This window comes from Halomonas sp. H5 (assembly GCF_050613175.1).
GTDB lineage: Bacteria > Pseudomonadota > Gammaproteobacteria > Pseudomonadales > Halomonadaceae > Bisbaumannia > Bisbaumannia salifodinae.
The window spans coordinates 2524418-2538166 of record NZ_CP192510.1 but is presented as its reverse complement, the minus strand read 5'-3'; the positions used below and the strand labels follow the sequence as shown (position 1 = coordinate 2538166).

Here is a 13749-nt window from a genome sequence, read left to right as displayed (position 1 = left end):
CTCGGGCGGCCCCTGGGCCAGGGGCCGCCACCCGTTCAGGGCCGGCAGACGAAGTAGTCGTTCTGGATATCGTGCTCCAGCTGATGGACCTCGATATCGTGGAAGCCGGCTTCCTCCAGGTAGGCGAGGGCCCGCTCGCGGCCCCACATGGTACCCAGCCCCTCGCCGCCCTGGGCCAGCGACACCGTCATGCAGTGGCTCAGCGACACCGCGTAGAGCATGGCGCCTAGTGGGTGCTCGCGATCGAGGTGATGATGGCTGGAGGCGTGGATATCCTGCACCAGGTAGAGGCCGTCCGCGGTGAGGGTGCGGTGGATGCCCGCCAGCAGTCGGCGTGGCTGGGCCTGGTCGTGGATGCCGTCGAAGGTGGTGACCAGCTCGAAGGCATCGGGCTCGGCGGTGACGTCGAAGTCGCTGAGGTCGCGGGCCTCGAAGCGCAGGTTGGTGAGCCCGGCCCGTGCGGCCTGCTCGCGTCCCCAGGCGATGGCTTCCTCGGAGAGGTCGTAGCCCACGAACTGGCTGGCCGGGAAGCGCTCGGCCATGGCCAGCAGGGCCCGGCCACGGCCGCAGGCGCAGTCCAGCACCCGGATGCCGGCCTCCAGGCGCTCGACCAGCCCCGGGGCCAGCGGCAGGATATGCTCGAAAAGCGCCGGCAGCACCGTCTGGCCGCTGTCGCTGGCCATTACCTCCTGGAAGCGCGGATAGCGGGAGTAGGGCACGCCGCCGCCCTCGTGGAAGCAGCGCACCACCTCGTCCTCTACGCTGCCTAGCAAGGGCATAAACTGGGCATAGACGGCGAGGTTCACCTCGCCCCGGTCGGTGAGCAGGGCGGCGCGCTCGTCGGGTAGCCAGTAGGTGGCGGCGTCGGGGTCGGTCTCGATGACCTCGGCGGCCACCATGCCGCCCAGCCATTCGCGCACATAGCGCTCCTGCAGGCCGCTGCGCTCGGCCAGGGCCTGGCTGGTGAGCGGTGGCTGGCCGGCCAGCGCATCGAGCAGGCCGGTGCGGTGGCCGATGGAGGTCAGCAGCAGCAGGCCGCCATGGTTCAGCGCCTGCACCAGGCGTGACTCGAAGTCGCTGGTCGCGGCCTGTTCGGGGGTCGTGATGGCGATATCGCACATGATCATTGCTCCTCTTGTCGTGGTGGGATGGCAATGGGGCACGGGGCCAAGATACGTCCGGGGCAAGGCCGGCACGCAGGCGTATCGCGACGCAAACGGGGGTTTTCTGCCATGACTCGGCTCGCCGAACCTTCCCGCGGGGCGCCCACCATCGCGCTATTGGCCGGGCCGGATGCGACCGCCTCGACGCTGTATGGCATGTACGACCTGTTGGGCTCGGCGGGTCGCGACTGGGAGTTCCTGACCAATGGCCGGATGGGCGAGCCGTTGCTGAGGCCGCTGATCGTGTCACGCGATGGCTGTGGCTTCCGAGCCCCCAATGGTGCCTGGATCGAACCGGATGCCACCCTGGAGGACTGTCCGCCGCCCACGGTGGTGTGCATTCCCGATCTGTTCGTCGCGCCGGATGCCAGGCTGGACGGCTATGCGGCGGAGATCGCCTGGCTGCGGGCCTGCCAGGCCCGGGGGGCGCTGCTCGCCGCCGCCTGCACCGGGGCGCTGCTGTTCGCCGAGGCGGGCCTGCTCGAGGAGCAGGACGCCACCACCCACTGGGCCTACTGCGATGCCCTGGCGCGGCGTTTCCCGCGGGTGCGGGTGCACGCCCATCGCAGCCTGGTGGTAAGTGGCGAGGGGCAGCGCTTGATCATGGCCGGCGGCGGCACCTCCTGGATCGATCTGGCCCTGTTCCTGGTGGCCCGGCTGGTGAGCGTCGACGAGGCCATGCGCCTGGCGCGGATCAACCTGATCGACTGGCACCACCAGGGGCAACAGCCCTATGCGGCCCTGACCTGCTCGCGCCAGGTGGAGGATGCCGGCATTACCCGCTGCCAGGTGTGGGTGGCCCGGCACTACGACACTCACTCGCCGGTGGCCGGCATGGTGGAGATCAGCGGCCTCACCGAACGCTCCTTCAAGCGCCGCTTCAAGGCCGCCACCGGCATGACCCCCATGGATTATGTGCACACCCTGCGCCTGGAGGAGGCCAAGCAGCTCCTCGAGAGCGGTGACGAGCCCATCGACGCGGTGGCCGAGCAGGTGGGCTACGCTGACCCCAGCTTCTTCCGCCGCCTGTTCGGCCGCCGGGTGGGGCTGACGCCCAGCCAGTATCGGCGCCGCTTCCGTGCCCTGCGGCTGCGTCTGGAATAAGCCGGCGGCGAAAAAATCCGACGCCGGTGTCGATTTGTCGGATCGTCGTGCGATCCACAAATGTCCCGTCGCAGAACGGCGGGGAGAACTTGTCACACGGAGGTACGAGATCCATGCAATATGCCGCCCTGGTCTACTATCAGCAGAGCCTGATCGACGCCATGACCGAGTCCCAATGGCACGACCTCAACCAGGAGTGCGTGGCCGGCGTGGCGCGCCTGACCCAGGAGGGGCACTTCCTGGGCGGTCAGGCCCTGCAGTCGGTGGAGACCGCCACCAGCGTGCGGGTGCGCGACGGCGAGGCGCTGATCTCCGACGGCCCCTTCGCCGAGACCAAGGAGCAACTGGCCGGCTTCTACCTGCTGGAGGCCCGCGACCTGGACGAGGCCCTGCGGCTGGCCCGCCGCATTCCCCCGGCCCGTTTCGGCACCATCGAGGTGCGCCCGGTGCGGCAGCTACCTCCCCTGGATAATCAAGGAGACGACTGATGAGCTATCTGGATGGCTTCGTGGCCGCGGTGCCCACCGCCAACAAGGCGAAATATATCGAGCACGCCCGCATCGCCGCGGCGGTGTTCAAGGAACTCGGCGCCCTCAAGGTGGTGGAGTGCTGGGGCGACGACGTGCCGGAGGGCAAGGTCACCTCCTTCCCCTTGGCGGTGAAGTGCGAGGCGGACGAGAGCGTGGTCTTCGGCTGGATCACCTGGCCCTCGAAAGAGGTGCGCGACCGGGCCATGGCCCAGGCCATGGAGGACCCGCGAATGCAGCCCGACGTCAATCCCATGCCCTTCGACGGCCAGCGGCTGGTCTATGGGGGCTTCGAGGTGCTCTTCGACGAATAAGGGCGACGCCCGGCGGCAAGGCGCGCCTGAGCAAGGCCACCCTCTTCCTGTGGTTCGGTGGCGTTCGAGGCGGCGATGTCCTATGACTGTCCGGGGACGACCCATTGGCGAGGTGGCTTATGCGGGTCAGGCGCATCGTAGCCAACACCGAGACCCCGGATATCCATCGGGCGGCCGCCTTTTATCGGGACATCCTCGGCCTCGAGCTGCTCATGGATCACGGCTGGTTCCAGACCTACGGCACGGACGAAAAGATGACCGTCCAGGTCAGCTTCGGGAGCGAGGGCGGGTCGGGCACCCCCGTTCCCGACCTGTCGATCGAAGTCGATGACCTGGACGCCGCCTTGGCCAGAGTCAAGGCGGCGAACCTGCCCATCGAGTACGGGCCGGCGAGCGAACCCTGGGGGGTGCGCCGATTCTATGTGCGCGACCCCTTCGGTCGGCTGATCAATCTCTTGCAGCATGAGTGAGCGGGGCGACCCCGGCCTGGCGGGGCGGGGTGTCGCGCGTCATCGCGGCTCCCGTGGCGAAAGCCAGGGCCCCTTCAATGATCGAGAGTACGACGACGCGGAGGCAAGGCACCATGAGCAAGATCACCCCCTGCCTGTGGTTCAACGGCGAAGCCGAGGCGGCAGCCCGCTTCTACATCTCGCTGTTTCCCGACGCGCGGATCGAGCGAGTCATGCGCTCGCCGGCGGAGACTCCCGCGGGCCCCGCCGGCCAGGTACTCAGCGTGGAGTTCCGCCTCGCCGGCACCCGCTTCGTGGGCCTCAACGGCGGCCCCCAGTTCCCCTTTACCGAGGCAGTCTCCTTCCAGATCGACTGCGCCGATCAGGACGAGGTCGACCACTATTGGTTCGCCCTCGCCGAGGGCGGCAGCGAAGGGCAGTGCGGCTGGCTCAAGGATCGCTGGGGGCTCTCCTGGCAGGTGGTGCCGCGGCGCCTGCCCGAGCTGCTCGGCGACCCCGACCCGGCACGGGCCGAGCGCGCCATGCAAGCGATGCTGACGATGACCCGCCTGGATATCGCCGTCCTGGAGCGCGCCGCCGATGGCGCCTAGGGCGGCGGAGGGTCATAAGTCGCGGCGCCAGACCTGGCCGATCGGCTCCTTGCCGAAGCTATGGTGAGGGACCGCCTCGACCAGTTGGAATCCCGCCCTTTCGTAGACCCTGCGTGTGCCGACCAGCACGCTATTGGTCCACAGCACGACCCCGCGGAACCCCACCTGGCGGGCGAACCTCAGGCATTCGTCCACCAGGCGGTGCCCTATCCCCAGGCCACGGGGCCAGGCTCGACGTAGAGAAGGACTCGCGCTGGCCCATGGCGACGATCCGGCCATCGCCCTCTACACTAATCTGGGCGTGCATGAAGACGTGCTGCATGCCGATATCGCGGTCAGCGAACCTGGGGGGAAACGAGACATGAATCCCGTCGTGCATTTCGAGATGCCGTACGATGACCGGGAGCGGATGGCGACCTTCTATGGGGCGGCATTCGGCTGGCAGGCGCAGATGCTGGGCGAGGAGATGGGCAATTACGTCCTGGCCACGACCACCGACAGCGACGAGAGCGGGCGGCCGACGAGTCCCGGTGCGATCAACGGTGGCTTCTTTCCGCAGCATCCCGACTGGCCGGGACAGCATCCCTCTGTGGTGATCGCGGTGGACGATATCCAGGCCTCGATGCAGAAGGTCGAAGCGGCGGGCGGCCAGGTACTCGGCGAGCCGATGGAGATCCCCGGCGTGGGGCACTATGTCGCCTTCACCGATACCGAGGGCAACCGCGCCAGCATGCTGCAGCCTCTTACGAGTGCCTGATAGGCGCCGACGCGGGATCCCGGGATCGACACCGTCATGGATAGCGGGCCGAGGAGGCTGAGATCATGGCAGAAAAAATCCTGCAATGCGGCTACATGTCCGGCGACACCTACACCGCCACGGCGCTGCTGGCGCTGGACAGGAGCGCCCGAATCCTGCTGGTCAAGGACACCAAGGCCACGGGAGAATACCGCGACAAGAGTGGCCTGATTCGGTCGATCTTTCAGGAAAGCGGCGTCGCCGACCGGGTAACGGTGATCGATATCTCCAGTTTCCGGCTGACCATCAAGGAGGTCTGGGATGCCGTGAAGGATCGATACCGTGCAGGTGCGCGTACCGCCTTACCGCCGACCCGTCCCACGGGCGAGCTGGAAGGCGTGCTGAAGCAGCTCTGTCACGATCACGAGCCGACGGGCAATTGGCCGCGTTCGATCACCGCGGTGACCGGACTGGTAGCCAACGAGTGGCGGAGTAACCCGGAGCGTACCCAGAAACTCGTGGCCACGGCCTGGCGGGTTGGCAAGCTGCCCACCGAGGACAAGTTCGCGCTCTACGAATACATGGCGGGGAAATTTGCCAAGACAGGGTTCAATATCCGCGACAATATCCTGGTGCTATGGAGTCGCCAGAGTGGCAAGACCGGTGGTGCCCATCTGGAGCTGGACTCCAGCTACAGCGGCATCCGTCAGCTAGCCCGTCACTTCGCCATCACCGAGCCGCGTGCCACGGTGCTGCTGTCCGGCGACGAACACGATGACAAGCTCGCCAGTCTGGCCAGCGAGAGTCCGCAGATCATCAATGTGGCTGGCATGTGGAATGACGGTCCTTGGGCCACCCATTTCGCAGGAGCCAAGTTCCTCGCCCAGTTCGCCTTCTTCAAGTACCTCGCCGACGACTACCGGGTGGTACATCTCGGCATGCGCAGCGGCATGCTTGAATCGATGGCCCTGCTGGGCATGGAGACCTTTTATCTGGAACCGTTGGGCTCGGGCTCCGGAGATCGCATGGTGGCCTTCCAGAGTCGGGGCATCACCTACCGACGCATCCAGATCCACGCGATGCCCGGCCTGACGGCGCGCATCGTCCAGAACAAGCCCCGCCTGAGCAACAGGGAAAAAGTCGACGATTTTCTGGCGACAGGTGCGTCAATGCAGGAAAGACGCCGCAAGCTGAGACAACGCTTCGACACAGACAGGCCCAGGGAGGATTATCCCTGGCTGGCCAAGGCCCATGCGAAGGCCCAGCTTGTGGGATCCCCCCTGGAATCTCGTGGCAATGACTGGGAGGGGGTACAGGACGAACTCGACAGCTTACGCGGTTTCAACCCAGCTGATCTCGACAGTATCGTCCGGCTCGTTTCCGGCAAGTTCAAGACATAAGGAACGGCCGCTTGTCCGGCTGAGCAAGCTCGGGTCGTTCGATGTTCGATACGAGGAGAAGGATGCGACTTTCACGGATGCTGGTCGCCATGTCAGTAGTGGGCCTGCCTCTTGGTGTGCAGGCGGGGGAGGCTAGCGGGCTCTATTTTTCACACCATGATTGGGAGCTCGCCTGCGACAACACCCGGACCTGCCGGGCGGCGGGCTACCAGCGCGACGGGGACCGCCCGGCCGTGTCGGTGCTGCTGACCCGCCGGGCAGGCCCCCATGAGCCGGTGACCGGGGAACTGAGGATCGGGGAGCTGGATGGCGATGCCGCGGATAGTCTGGCGTCGGAGGGCCGACTGTCGCTGCGCATCGATGGTGAATTCGCAGGACGGGTCGAGTTCGCCCCGGAGACCCTGAGCGCGGGGCTGTCCGAGAGGGAAATGGCGGCGCTACTGCCCGCCCTGAGGCGTGACAGCGTTATCGAATGGGTGGCGGGTGACTCCCGCTGGCGCCTCTCCGACACCGGGGCCGCGGCCGTGCTGCTGAAGATGGATGATTTTCAGGGGCGTGTCGGCACCCCGGGAGCCATGGTGCGCCAAGGCTCGCGCCGTGAAGAGGATGTCCTGCCGCCCTTGCCGGCTCCCGTCGTCATCGCGGCTCCCGTGGCGGAAGGCGGGGCAACTGACCGCCCGCTGACGAGTGCGGCACTGCAGGAGGTGCGGGAAGTGCTGCGCGCCCCCCTGGAGCACGTTGATGAGTGCTTCGGCCTGGCGGCGCTTGAAGACGGCGGACGGGAGCTGACGGCCAGCCGACTATCGGACAGCCGATGGCTGGTCTCGACCTTATGCTGGCAGGCCGCCTACAACACGGGCGATGGCTACTGGGTCATCAATGACGCGCCGCCCTATGAGCCCGTCCTGGTTACCGAGTCGGGTTCCTTCTACGAAGACGGCACCATCACCGCCGCCCACAAGGGGCGAGGCATCGGGGATTGCTGGTCCCGGGACGACTGGACTTGGGATGGCGAGCAGTTTATCCATACCGCGTCATTCTCGACGGGCATGTGCCGGCTGGTCGCCGCGGGGGGCGCCTGGACGTTGCCGACGCGGGTCACGGAGATCCGCCGGGCGGCGGATGGACGGCCGCGATGACCCTCCACGCACCCTTCGCGAGTCGCCGCCGCAGTGTACACTCCACTCGAGTCGTCCAGAGAAGGAAGAGACCATGACGGAACCCAGCCGACCCCGCTTCTGGCGCGATGCGCGCCTGCCGCACCTGGAGCTGCGCCTGGTCGAGGACGGCCGTAAGGTCTGCTACGCGCCCCATAGCCATCGGCACTGGTCGCTGGGGGCGGTGACCGCCGGGGAGAGCACCTTCCACTATCGGGAGGCGCGCCATCATATCCAGGCCGGCCAACTGGTGCTGATGAACCCGGAGTGGGTCCACGCCTGCAACCCCATCGACGACCGGCCCTGGGCCTACCGCATGCTCTATGTGGATACCGACTGGCTGACCGCGCTGCGTAATGGGGCGGGGCTGCTCGAGGCGCCGCGTTGGCAGGACATTCCCTCCGCGGTGATCACCGCCCCCGAGTGGTATGCCGGCTACCTGCGCATGACCGATGCCCTGCTCGACCCGTGCCGCGACCTGCTGGACAAGCAGAGCGAGGCGGCCGACTACCTCACGGCGCTGATGCACCACCTGGCGGGGGAAGCGGCCCAGCCGCGACCGCTGCCGCCGGCCACCCTGCGCGAGCTGGCCGCCTACCTGGACGCCCACGCCGCCGAGGAGGTCTCCCTGGATACCCTGTGCGCGCGCTCCGGCTACAGCCCCGGGCACCTGATCCGCGCCTTCAAGCAGCACTTCGGGCTGACGCCCCACGCCTACCTGATCAATCGCCGCATCCAACTGGGGCAGCGGGAGCTCAAACGCGGCACGCCCATCGCCGAGGCGGCGCTGAGCGCCGGCTTCAGCGACCAGCCGCACTTCCAGCGCACCTTCAAGCGCCTGGTGGCCGCCACCCCCGATCAGTACCGCCGCTCGCGACTCGAGTCCTAACCGACCGGCTTATGGGTGTCGCCGGGGCGGCCGGGCGGCATGGCGCAGCAGGCGCCGGAAGGTCGGGCACTCCAGGTGGCTCGGCGCCGTGCAGGCCGCGACATGGCGCAGGCCGTCGCGCATCCTGACCAGGTGCCGAATGCGCTTATCCAGGTCGTCGGCCTGCTCGAGGAGTCGGGCCCGGTCGATAGGCGGCCGGCCATCGGCACCGAACATCTCGGCCATCTCCTCCAAGGTGAAGCCCGCGCCCTGACCGAGGGCGATCAGGGACAGCCGCTCCAGGACACTCTCCGCGAACAGCCGCCGCAGGCCATGCCGTCCCGTCGAGCGGATCAGCCCCTTTTCCTCGTAGAAACGCAGGGTCGACGCCGGCAAACCGGAACGTTGGGCGACCTCGGCGATATCCAGCGTCTTCATGCTTGACCTCAAGTGCTCTTGAATTCGTAGAGTGACGGCTTTCGCCAACACAGGGATAGCTCGTCATTATGAACGGAATGCATGCACTCATCTGGCATGGCGCGGTGATCGGCCTCGGCGCCACGGCCGTGATGGACCTCTGGGCCCTGCTCCAGCGGCGCCTGTTCGGGGTGCCGTCACTCGATTATGCGCTGGTCGGACGCTGGCTCGGCCACTTCCCCCGGGGGCGCTTTCGGCATGACGCCATCATGGCGGCGCCACCGGTGGCGGGGGAGCGGGCCCTCGGTTGGGCGGCGCACTACGCCATCGGCATGCTGTTCGCCGCGCTGCTGATCGGGGTCTGGGGGCCGGAGTGGGTGGCCGATCCCACGCTGGGGCCGGCGCTGATCATCGGCGTGGGCACGGTGGTCGTGCCGCTGTTTATCATGCAACCGGCATTCGGTGCCGGCCTGGCGGCCTCCCGCACGCCCCAGCCGAACAAGGCTCGCTTCCGGAGCCTGGTGGCGCACCTGTCCTTCGGGGTGGGGCTCTATCTGGCCGCCAAGGCCGCGGCATTCTGGGGCTAGATGGAGGGCTAGACGGCGAGGCCCGATGGCTAGGTGATGCCAAGATTCTTACCGCTGGATACCATGGCACAGACGCAACCGTCATACCCGCCCCTTGAGGCGCCACCCAGAGAAGAGGATGTCCCCCGAGATGGAAGCAAGGATTCGCATCGTGCGCCTGAGCGGCGACTCGCCGCATGTCGCCACCCTGGCCGAATGGACCCACGACGCCTGGGGGCATCTGCACCCCGGGCGGAGCCTCGAGACCGCCATCGCCCTGCTGCGGGAGGAGTGCGGCCCGGCCGGGGTGCCCTCGGTGTTCGCCGCCCTGGACGGCGATACCCCGGTGGGTACGGCTAGCCTCGTGGCCGACGACATGAGCGATCGCCGCGATCTAACGCCCTGGCTGGCCTCGGTCTTCGTGCTGCCCGAATGGCGGGGCCGGGGCATCGCCTCGTGGCTGGTTCAGCGCGTCGAGGACGAGGCCCGGGCCCAGGGGCATGGCCACTTCTACCTCTACACCCCGGATCAGCAACCCCTCTACCGGCGCCTGGGCTGGCGCGACCAGGAAGAACGCGACTATCGCGGCGAGGCGGTAACCATTATGCGCCGCGACTTGGTCACGCCTGGGGCAGATGCCGATCAATCGATCAGCAGATAGACACAGCTGGCGGCGAGCAGCAGCGCCAGGCTGCGATTGATGGCGACCAGCACTCCGGGACGCTGCACATGGCGGCGCAGGAAGGCCCCGGCATAGACCCAACTGCCCAGGGAGAGCCAGCAGATGGGCAGGTAGAGGGCGGCGAAGAGCCAGAGCTGGCCCACGTCGCCGCCGGTATAGGCGCCGATGCCAGAGGCCGAGGCCAGCCAGGCCTTGGGGTTGAGCCACTGCATCAGCGCCCCCGCCATAAAGCCCGGGGCCTGTCGGCCGTCGTCTGCCGGCAGGCGGCCATCGTCGCGAAACAGCCGCAGGCTCAGGTAGAGCAGGAAGGCCACCCCCGCCCAGCGCAGGGCCGTCTCCAGCCCCGGCACCATCGCCAGTAGCGAGTAGAGCCCCAGGCCGATGGCCAGAAACAGCACGAGAAAGCCCAGGGTCGCCCCGGTGACGAAGATCAGCCCCCGGGGGATGGGGTAGCGGGTGCCGCTGCTCAGGCAGACCAGGTTGACCGGGCCAGGAGAGATGGAAGCGGCCAGGGCGAAGGCCGACATCGGCAGGATCAGGGACAAGCTCATGGGGTTCCTCCACGAAGGGCAAGCGATGCCCCGAGTCTGGCCGCCCCTGCGTTCCCGGTATTGCACAAAATTGCCCTGGGTGAGCGCCGCCGATTGTCGGGCCAGGTCTAGACTGGAGGCGGTGATCCCTCATCGAAAAGGAGATAGCCCCATGCGACTCCAGGGTTCCTGTCACTGCGGCGCGGTGCGCTTTAGCGTCGAGTCGCCGCACCCCTATCCCTACCAGCGCTGCTACTGCTCCATCTGCCGCAAGACCGCCGGGGGCGGCGGCTACGCCATCAACCTGAGCGGGAGCGCCGCGACCCTCGAGGTCGAGGGCGCCGAACACCAGGGAATCTACCGGGCGGTGATCGACGGCGAGACCAGCCCCGGCGAGCGTCACTTCTGCCGTCATTGCGCCTCGGCGCTATGGGTCTTCGATCCCCGCTGGCCGGAGCTGGTACACCCCTTCGCCTCGGCCATCGACACTGAGCTGCCGATCCCGCCCGAGCGGGTCCATCTGCTGCTGGACAGCAAGGCCAGTTGGGTGGAAGTCGAGGCCAGAGACACCGACAAGTGCTTCGCCGGCTACCCGGAGGAGAGCATCGCCGCCTGGCACCGCCGCCTGGGCCTGGAGCGTTGAGTGATAAGCGAACCCCGAGCCGCAGGAGCTGTGCCTTTGAGCAAACTCGACTTTGCATCGATCAGGGGCCTCGCATAGTCTGGATCATCGAGGCCCCGGAAGAGGGCCAGGGAGTGGAACATCGCGCCACGCAGGGACTACCGCATGGATGGCAGGGCGTCATCGCGACATGCCCAGGTAGGGGCGGTAGCGTGCCTGAATGCCTCACCCACTCCAGCAATACTCTTGTACCACCGGCAACCTCTCTGCAGGAGCCTGCTTTAGCAGGCGATAGAGAAACCCAATTGAAGCAGGTCTTCTCGGTACGCAGGATGTAGCGTTTCACCCTCATGGTGGCCTTCACCCGATCCATCAGCTTCGGGGGCTGTTGTGAGTATTCATACGATGGACCTCTTGGGGTATGGACGTACATACAAAATTACTGGCCCTGGCAAAACGCGCAAGCATGCGAATCCTGCATAGGTAGCCGAGCTATAATTAATTTATTTTAAAGTCAATTGGTTAGGTGCTGAGTGGTAGGCTATATTTTCTGGACAAACGTGCCGGCACGTTGATCCAATCATAGAAGGCGCCGTCTAATATCTGTTAGATTTTTGAGGACTTCATGACACAATCCGAATGGATGCCTGTATTAAGCACCTCATTTGCTGGACTGTCTGCTATTGCCGCAGCAGCGGCAATCTACTTTCCATGGCGAACACAGAAAAGTCAGAAATTCTTGGATCAAGCCACGCTTTCATTAGAGCGCGCATACGAAGCACTCTCTAGCAATGGGCAGAATATTCAGCCACCCGCATCAGACCGACTCAATTGGCTAACAGCGGCTAGACATATCGAGCAGTACCGGAGACTGAAAAATCTTATCAAGTGCAAGGAGCATCAGCTAGTTTGTGAAGAGCAAGAAGAGTTCTGGCGGCATAAGTTCCATGTCTGCCTTAACGGCTCTAGACCTCTATTGATAGATTACTACCAAGAAAAGCCTGAGCCTGAAAAAAAATTGGGAATAGAGCCAAGGTCGGCAGTCATTATTCATGCTTTTGCAAAGTGGCCAGATGGCAAGGAAGATCCAATTGATCTGGCGGATATTGAATCAATGCTCAAGGGAGGAGATGTTTTGAAAGGGAATATAGGACTTCGACTCTACCTTGAGAGCTTGCCAAGCTATCGGGAAAAAATCTAACAAGCGGCTGTTATCGCCCCTTCGGGGCTGGGACGGCATTTCCGCCGCTGCGCGGCTACAAGTCCGCCCTAAAGCCGAGCGTTACGCCAGCTGCAATTATTTTTGGGGAGTCCGATGAGAAAATTAGGAATCATTTGTGCTGTATTCGTTTTAATTGCGGGCTGTGCCTCGCAAATAATGAAATCCTATATCGGAAAGGACATTCGTGAGGCTGCCCTGGATTATGGCCCTCCGGCAAATGCCATTGATATGGGAGGCAACAGAAGAGCTTTTCAGTGGGTAATGAACTCTAGCTTCACCACGCCAGTAACGGCTACCACTACGGGCAGCGTAAATTCCTACGGTCCAACCGCTTGGATAAATACAAATACAACCGTAACAGGTGGACAAACGATCAATTCATCCTGCATCTACACGCTTTTGGCTCGCTGGAATGAGGGTACAGAAAGCTGGATTGTGACAGACTACAGAAAACCTAGATTCATGTGCGAGTGAGCACGTGACAAGTCGCAGAAGTACGCGGCAGATGGCCGCCGGCCGCCCTTTCCATGGCTCCTTCGTCGCCATTCCAAGGTCGCCGCTGTGCTCAGCGTTAAACATCTATGGACATCGACATGAAAGCATTTATCGTGGGGGTGGCAATAGGTTTTATCGTCACCTTATTATGTTTTAAAGTTGCTCAATCAAAGAGAGATTGTGATAAATCAAATGACCTGCTTGAAGCTGCAAAAATATACTTGAAGAATGGTTGGTTTTTAGGTGCGCTAAAAAATCTGCATGTTGCAAATCATATTAAATCCAACCCTAAAATAGACTATGCAATAGGTTATGCTAGCTTCAAGTTAGAAGATTTTGAAGAAGCAGCAAGGGGGTTTTGTAATTCAACTTGCTTTTACCTTGAACAGAAAAAGAAGCCTGACTGGGAGAACAGATTCTATCTTCGAGAATTTTCTTGTGATAGCTATTTTATGTGGGTGCTTTCAGAGGCTATGCAAGATAATGATGTTAGTTGGAGTAACTGCTGGAAATATTGCAGTTTCGCTTTAAACGATATAGACAATGGGCTGCTGCCTAGAACCGCAGAGAAAAAAAGTGCTCCTTTGGTTGATTGTAATGATTATGAAGCTGCATTCAGAATATTAAGAATGTTCTCCGGAGTATTTAGCAGCGAAGCATCTTTAGAAGAGACTCTATTTGACATAAAATGGCTAAATTCAGAATTAAAATCCGCCCCTTATCCTATTGAAGAGCTTCAAAATTTTATTGGAGTTTGTAATGAATGTGGCTTTGATGAAGCAGAAGCAATAGAGATATGGAGCCAAGAAATACGCACTAAAATAATTTCAAATAAGTCTGGGGTTGATGTTTAACAAGGCATTGCGCCGGAACCCGCTTCGCTCGT

General features: G+C 63.5%; 18 protein-coding genes. 14 read left to right on the top strand and 4 right to left on the bottom strand.

The window, feature by feature from the left end; genetic code table 11:
* Positions 1-35 precede the first annotated feature (35 nt).
* Complete coding sequence (locus tag ACQ1W9_RS11815; RefSeq protein WP_431023555.1) at positions 36-1121, bottom strand: class I SAM-dependent methyltransferase; 1086 nt, start codon at positions 1119-1121, stop codon at positions 36-38.
* Positions 1122-1232: 111 nt separating this feature from the next.
* Between ACQ1W9_RS11815 and ACQ1W9_RS11810 the strand changes: the two genes are divergently transcribed.
* From ACQ1W9_RS11810 to ACQ1W9_RS11790, 5 genes are all read left to right on the top strand, one after another.
* The gene (locus ACQ1W9_RS11810; RefSeq protein ID WP_431023554.1) at positions 1233-2267 is read left to right on the top strand and encodes a GlxA family transcriptional regulator; all 1035 of its coding nucleotides are present in this window, start codon (positions 1233-1235) and stop codon (positions 2265-2267) included.
* 113 nt (positions 2268-2380) lie between these two features.
* On the top strand, positions 2381-2755 hold the full coding sequence (locus ACQ1W9_RS11805) for a YciI family protein (RefSeq protein WP_431023553.1): 375 nt from the start codon (positions 2381-2383) through the stop codon (positions 2753-2755).
* Positions 2755-3108 (top strand): DUF1428 domain-containing protein, encoded by a 354-nt coding sequence (locus ACQ1W9_RS11800; protein WP_346063024.1) that lies wholly within the window; start codon positions 2755-2757, stop codon positions 3106-3108. Before ACQ1W9_RS11805 ends, ACQ1W9_RS11800 begins: the two co-directional genes overlap by 1 nt.
* A gap of 119 nt (positions 3109-3227) precedes the next feature.
* A complete protein-coding gene (locus ACQ1W9_RS11795; protein WP_346063023.1) occupies positions 3228-3578 on the top strand; it encodes a VOC family protein in 351 nt (116 codons plus the stop codon).
* Between the two features lie 113 nt (positions 3579-3691).
* A complete protein-coding gene (locus ACQ1W9_RS11790) occupies positions 3692-4168 on the top strand; it encodes a VOC family protein (protein WP_431023552.1) in 477 nt (158 codons plus the stop codon).
* 12 nt (positions 4169-4180) lie between these two features.
* On the opposite strand, the gene ACQ1W9_RS11785 is transcribed toward ACQ1W9_RS11790, so the two are convergent.
* Positions 4181-4447 carry a GNAT family N-acetyltransferase gene (locus ACQ1W9_RS11785; protein ID WP_431023551.1) on the bottom strand — a complete coding sequence of 89 codons (267 nt, stop codon included), beginning with the start codon at positions 4445-4447 and terminating at the stop codon, positions 4181-4183.
* Positions 4448-4529: 82 nt separating this feature from the next.
* Here ACQ1W9_RS11785 and ACQ1W9_RS11780 point away from each other — a divergent pair, with 82 nt between their 5' ends.
* From ACQ1W9_RS11780 to ACQ1W9_RS11765, 4 genes are all read left to right on the top strand, one after another.
* Positions 4530-4925: a VOC family protein gene (locus tag ACQ1W9_RS11780; RefSeq protein ID WP_431023550.1), complete on the top strand. Its 396-nt coding sequence runs from the start codon at positions 4530-4532 to the stop codon at positions 4923-4925.
* Positions 4926-4990: 65 nt separating this feature from the next.
* The gene (locus ACQ1W9_RS11775; protein ID WP_431023549.1) at positions 4991-6304 is read left to right on the top strand and encodes a hypothetical protein; all 1314 of its coding nucleotides are present in this window, start codon (positions 4991-4993) and stop codon (positions 6302-6304) included.
* A 62-nt stretch (positions 6305-6366) separates the two neighbouring features.
* Entirely contained in the window at positions 6367-7443 is a 1077-nt protein-coding gene (locus tag ACQ1W9_RS11770; RefSeq protein WP_431023548.1) for a DUF1176 domain-containing protein, read from the top strand.
* A 73-nt stretch (positions 7444-7516) separates the two neighbouring features.
* Positions 7517-8350 (top strand): helix-turn-helix domain-containing protein, encoded by an 834-nt coding sequence (locus ACQ1W9_RS11765; protein ID WP_431023547.1) that lies wholly within the window; start codon positions 7517-7519, stop codon positions 8348-8350.
* Between the two features lie 9 nt (positions 8351-8359).
* Here ACQ1W9_RS11765 and ACQ1W9_RS11760 read toward each other — a convergent pair whose 3' ends face one another.
* Positions 8360-8767, bottom strand: coding sequence for a helix-turn-helix domain-containing protein (locus ACQ1W9_RS11760; RefSeq protein ID WP_431023546.1), 408 nt, complete (start codon positions 8765-8767; stop codon positions 8360-8362).
* A 77-nt stretch (positions 8768-8844) separates the two neighbouring features.
* On the opposite strand from ACQ1W9_RS11760, the gene ACQ1W9_RS11755 reads away from it, so the two are divergent.
* Both ACQ1W9_RS11755 and ACQ1W9_RS11750 read left to right on the top strand, forming a co-directional pair.
* Entirely contained in the window at positions 8845-9333 is a 489-nt protein-coding gene (locus ACQ1W9_RS11755) for a DUF2938 domain-containing protein (protein ID WP_431023545.1), read from the top strand.
* Between the two features lie 130 nt (positions 9334-9463).
* Positions 9464-9973 (top strand): GNAT family N-acetyltransferase, encoded by a 510-nt coding sequence (locus ACQ1W9_RS11750; RefSeq protein WP_431023544.1) that lies wholly within the window; start codon positions 9464-9466, stop codon positions 9971-9973.
* Here ACQ1W9_RS11750 and ACQ1W9_RS11745 read toward each other — a convergent pair.
* Positions 9955-10545 carry a LysE family translocator gene (locus ACQ1W9_RS11745; RefSeq protein WP_431023543.1) on the bottom strand — a complete coding sequence of 197 codons (591 nt, stop codon included), beginning with the start codon at positions 10543-10545 and terminating at the stop codon, positions 9955-9957. The two genes, ACQ1W9_RS11750 and ACQ1W9_RS11745, sit on opposite strands and share 19 nt — an antisense overlap.
* A gap of 151 nt (positions 10546-10696) precedes the next feature.
* On the opposite strand from ACQ1W9_RS11745, the gene ACQ1W9_RS11740 reads away from it, so the two are divergent.
* From ACQ1W9_RS11740 to ACQ1W9_RS11730, 3 genes are all read left to right on the top strand, one after another.
* Positions 10697-11167, top strand: coding sequence for a GFA family protein (locus ACQ1W9_RS11740; RefSeq protein WP_431023542.1), 471 nt, complete (start codon positions 10697-10699; stop codon positions 11165-11167).
* 604 nt (positions 11168-11771) lie between these two features.
* Complete coding sequence (locus tag ACQ1W9_RS11735) at positions 11772-12347, top strand: hypothetical protein (RefSeq protein WP_431023541.1); 576 nt, start codon at positions 11772-11774, stop codon at positions 12345-12347.
* A 614-nt stretch (positions 12348-12961) separates the two neighbouring features.
* A complete protein-coding gene (locus tag ACQ1W9_RS11730; protein WP_431023540.1) occupies positions 12962-13717 on the top strand; it encodes a hypothetical protein in 756 nt (251 codons plus the stop codon).
* Positions 13718-13749 lie beyond the last annotated feature (32 nt).

Excerpts from the sequence above, each read along its gene's own strand:
- ACQ1W9_RS11815 (WP_431023555.1), bottom strand. The coding sequence starts at position 1,121 with ATGTGCGATATCGCCATCACGACCCCCGAACAGGCCGCGACCAGCGAC.
- ACQ1W9_RS11810 (WP_431023554.1), top strand. The coding sequence starts at position 1,233 with ATGACTCGGCTCGCCGAACCTTCCCGCGGGGCGCCCACCATCGCGCTA.
- ACQ1W9_RS11805 (WP_431023553.1), top strand. The coding sequence starts at position 2,381 with ATGCAATATGCCGCCCTGGTCTACTATCAGCAGAGCCTGATCGACGCC.
- ACQ1W9_RS11800 (WP_346063024.1), top strand. The coding sequence starts at position 2,755 with ATGAGCTATCTGGATGGCTTCGTGGCCGCGGTGCCCACCGCCAACAAG.
- ACQ1W9_RS11795 (WP_346063023.1), top strand. The coding sequence starts at position 3,228 with ATGCGGGTCAGGCGCATCGTAGCCAACACCGAGACCCCGGATATCCAT.
- ACQ1W9_RS11790 (WP_431023552.1), top strand. The coding sequence starts at position 3,692 with ATGAGCAAGATCACCCCCTGCCTGTGGTTCAACGGCGAAGCCGAGGCG.
- ACQ1W9_RS11785 (WP_431023551.1), bottom strand. The coding sequence starts at position 4,447 with ATGGCCGGATCGTCGCCATGGGCCAGCGCGAGTCCTTCTCTACGTCGA.
- ACQ1W9_RS11780 (WP_431023550.1), top strand. The coding sequence starts at position 4,530 with ATGAATCCCGTCGTGCATTTCGAGATGCCGTACGATGACCGGGAGCGG.
- ACQ1W9_RS11775 (WP_431023549.1), top strand. The coding sequence starts at position 4,991 with ATGGCAGAAAAAATCCTGCAATGCGGCTACATGTCCGGCGACACCTAC.
- ACQ1W9_RS11770 (WP_431023548.1), top strand. The coding sequence starts at position 6,367 with ATGCGACTTTCACGGATGCTGGTCGCCATGTCAGTAGTGGGCCTGCCT.
- ACQ1W9_RS11765 (WP_431023547.1), top strand. The coding sequence starts at position 7,517 with ATGACGGAACCCAGCCGACCCCGCTTCTGGCGCGATGCGCGCCTGCCG.
- ACQ1W9_RS11760 (WP_431023546.1), bottom strand. The coding sequence starts at position 8,767 with ATGAAGACGCTGGATATCGCCGAGGTCGCCCAACGTTCCGGTTTGCCG.
- ACQ1W9_RS11755 (WP_431023545.1), top strand. The coding sequence starts at position 8,845 with ATGCATGCACTCATCTGGCATGGCGCGGTGATCGGCCTCGGCGCCACG.
- ACQ1W9_RS11750 (WP_431023544.1), top strand. The coding sequence starts at position 9,464 with ATGGAAGCAAGGATTCGCATCGTGCGCCTGAGCGGCGACTCGCCGCAT.
- ACQ1W9_RS11745 (WP_431023543.1), bottom strand. The coding sequence starts at position 10,545 with ATGAGCTTGTCCCTGATCCTGCCGATGTCGGCCTTCGCCCTGGCCGCT.
- ACQ1W9_RS11740 (WP_431023542.1), top strand. The coding sequence starts at position 10,697 with ATGCGACTCCAGGGTTCCTGTCACTGCGGCGCGGTGCGCTTTAGCGTC.
- ACQ1W9_RS11735 (WP_431023541.1), top strand. The coding sequence starts at position 11,772 with ATGACACAATCCGAATGGATGCCTGTATTAAGCACCTCATTTGCTGGA.
- ACQ1W9_RS11730 (WP_431023540.1), top strand. The coding sequence starts at position 12,962 with ATGAAAGCATTTATCGTGGGGGTGGCAATAGGTTTTATCGTCACCTTA.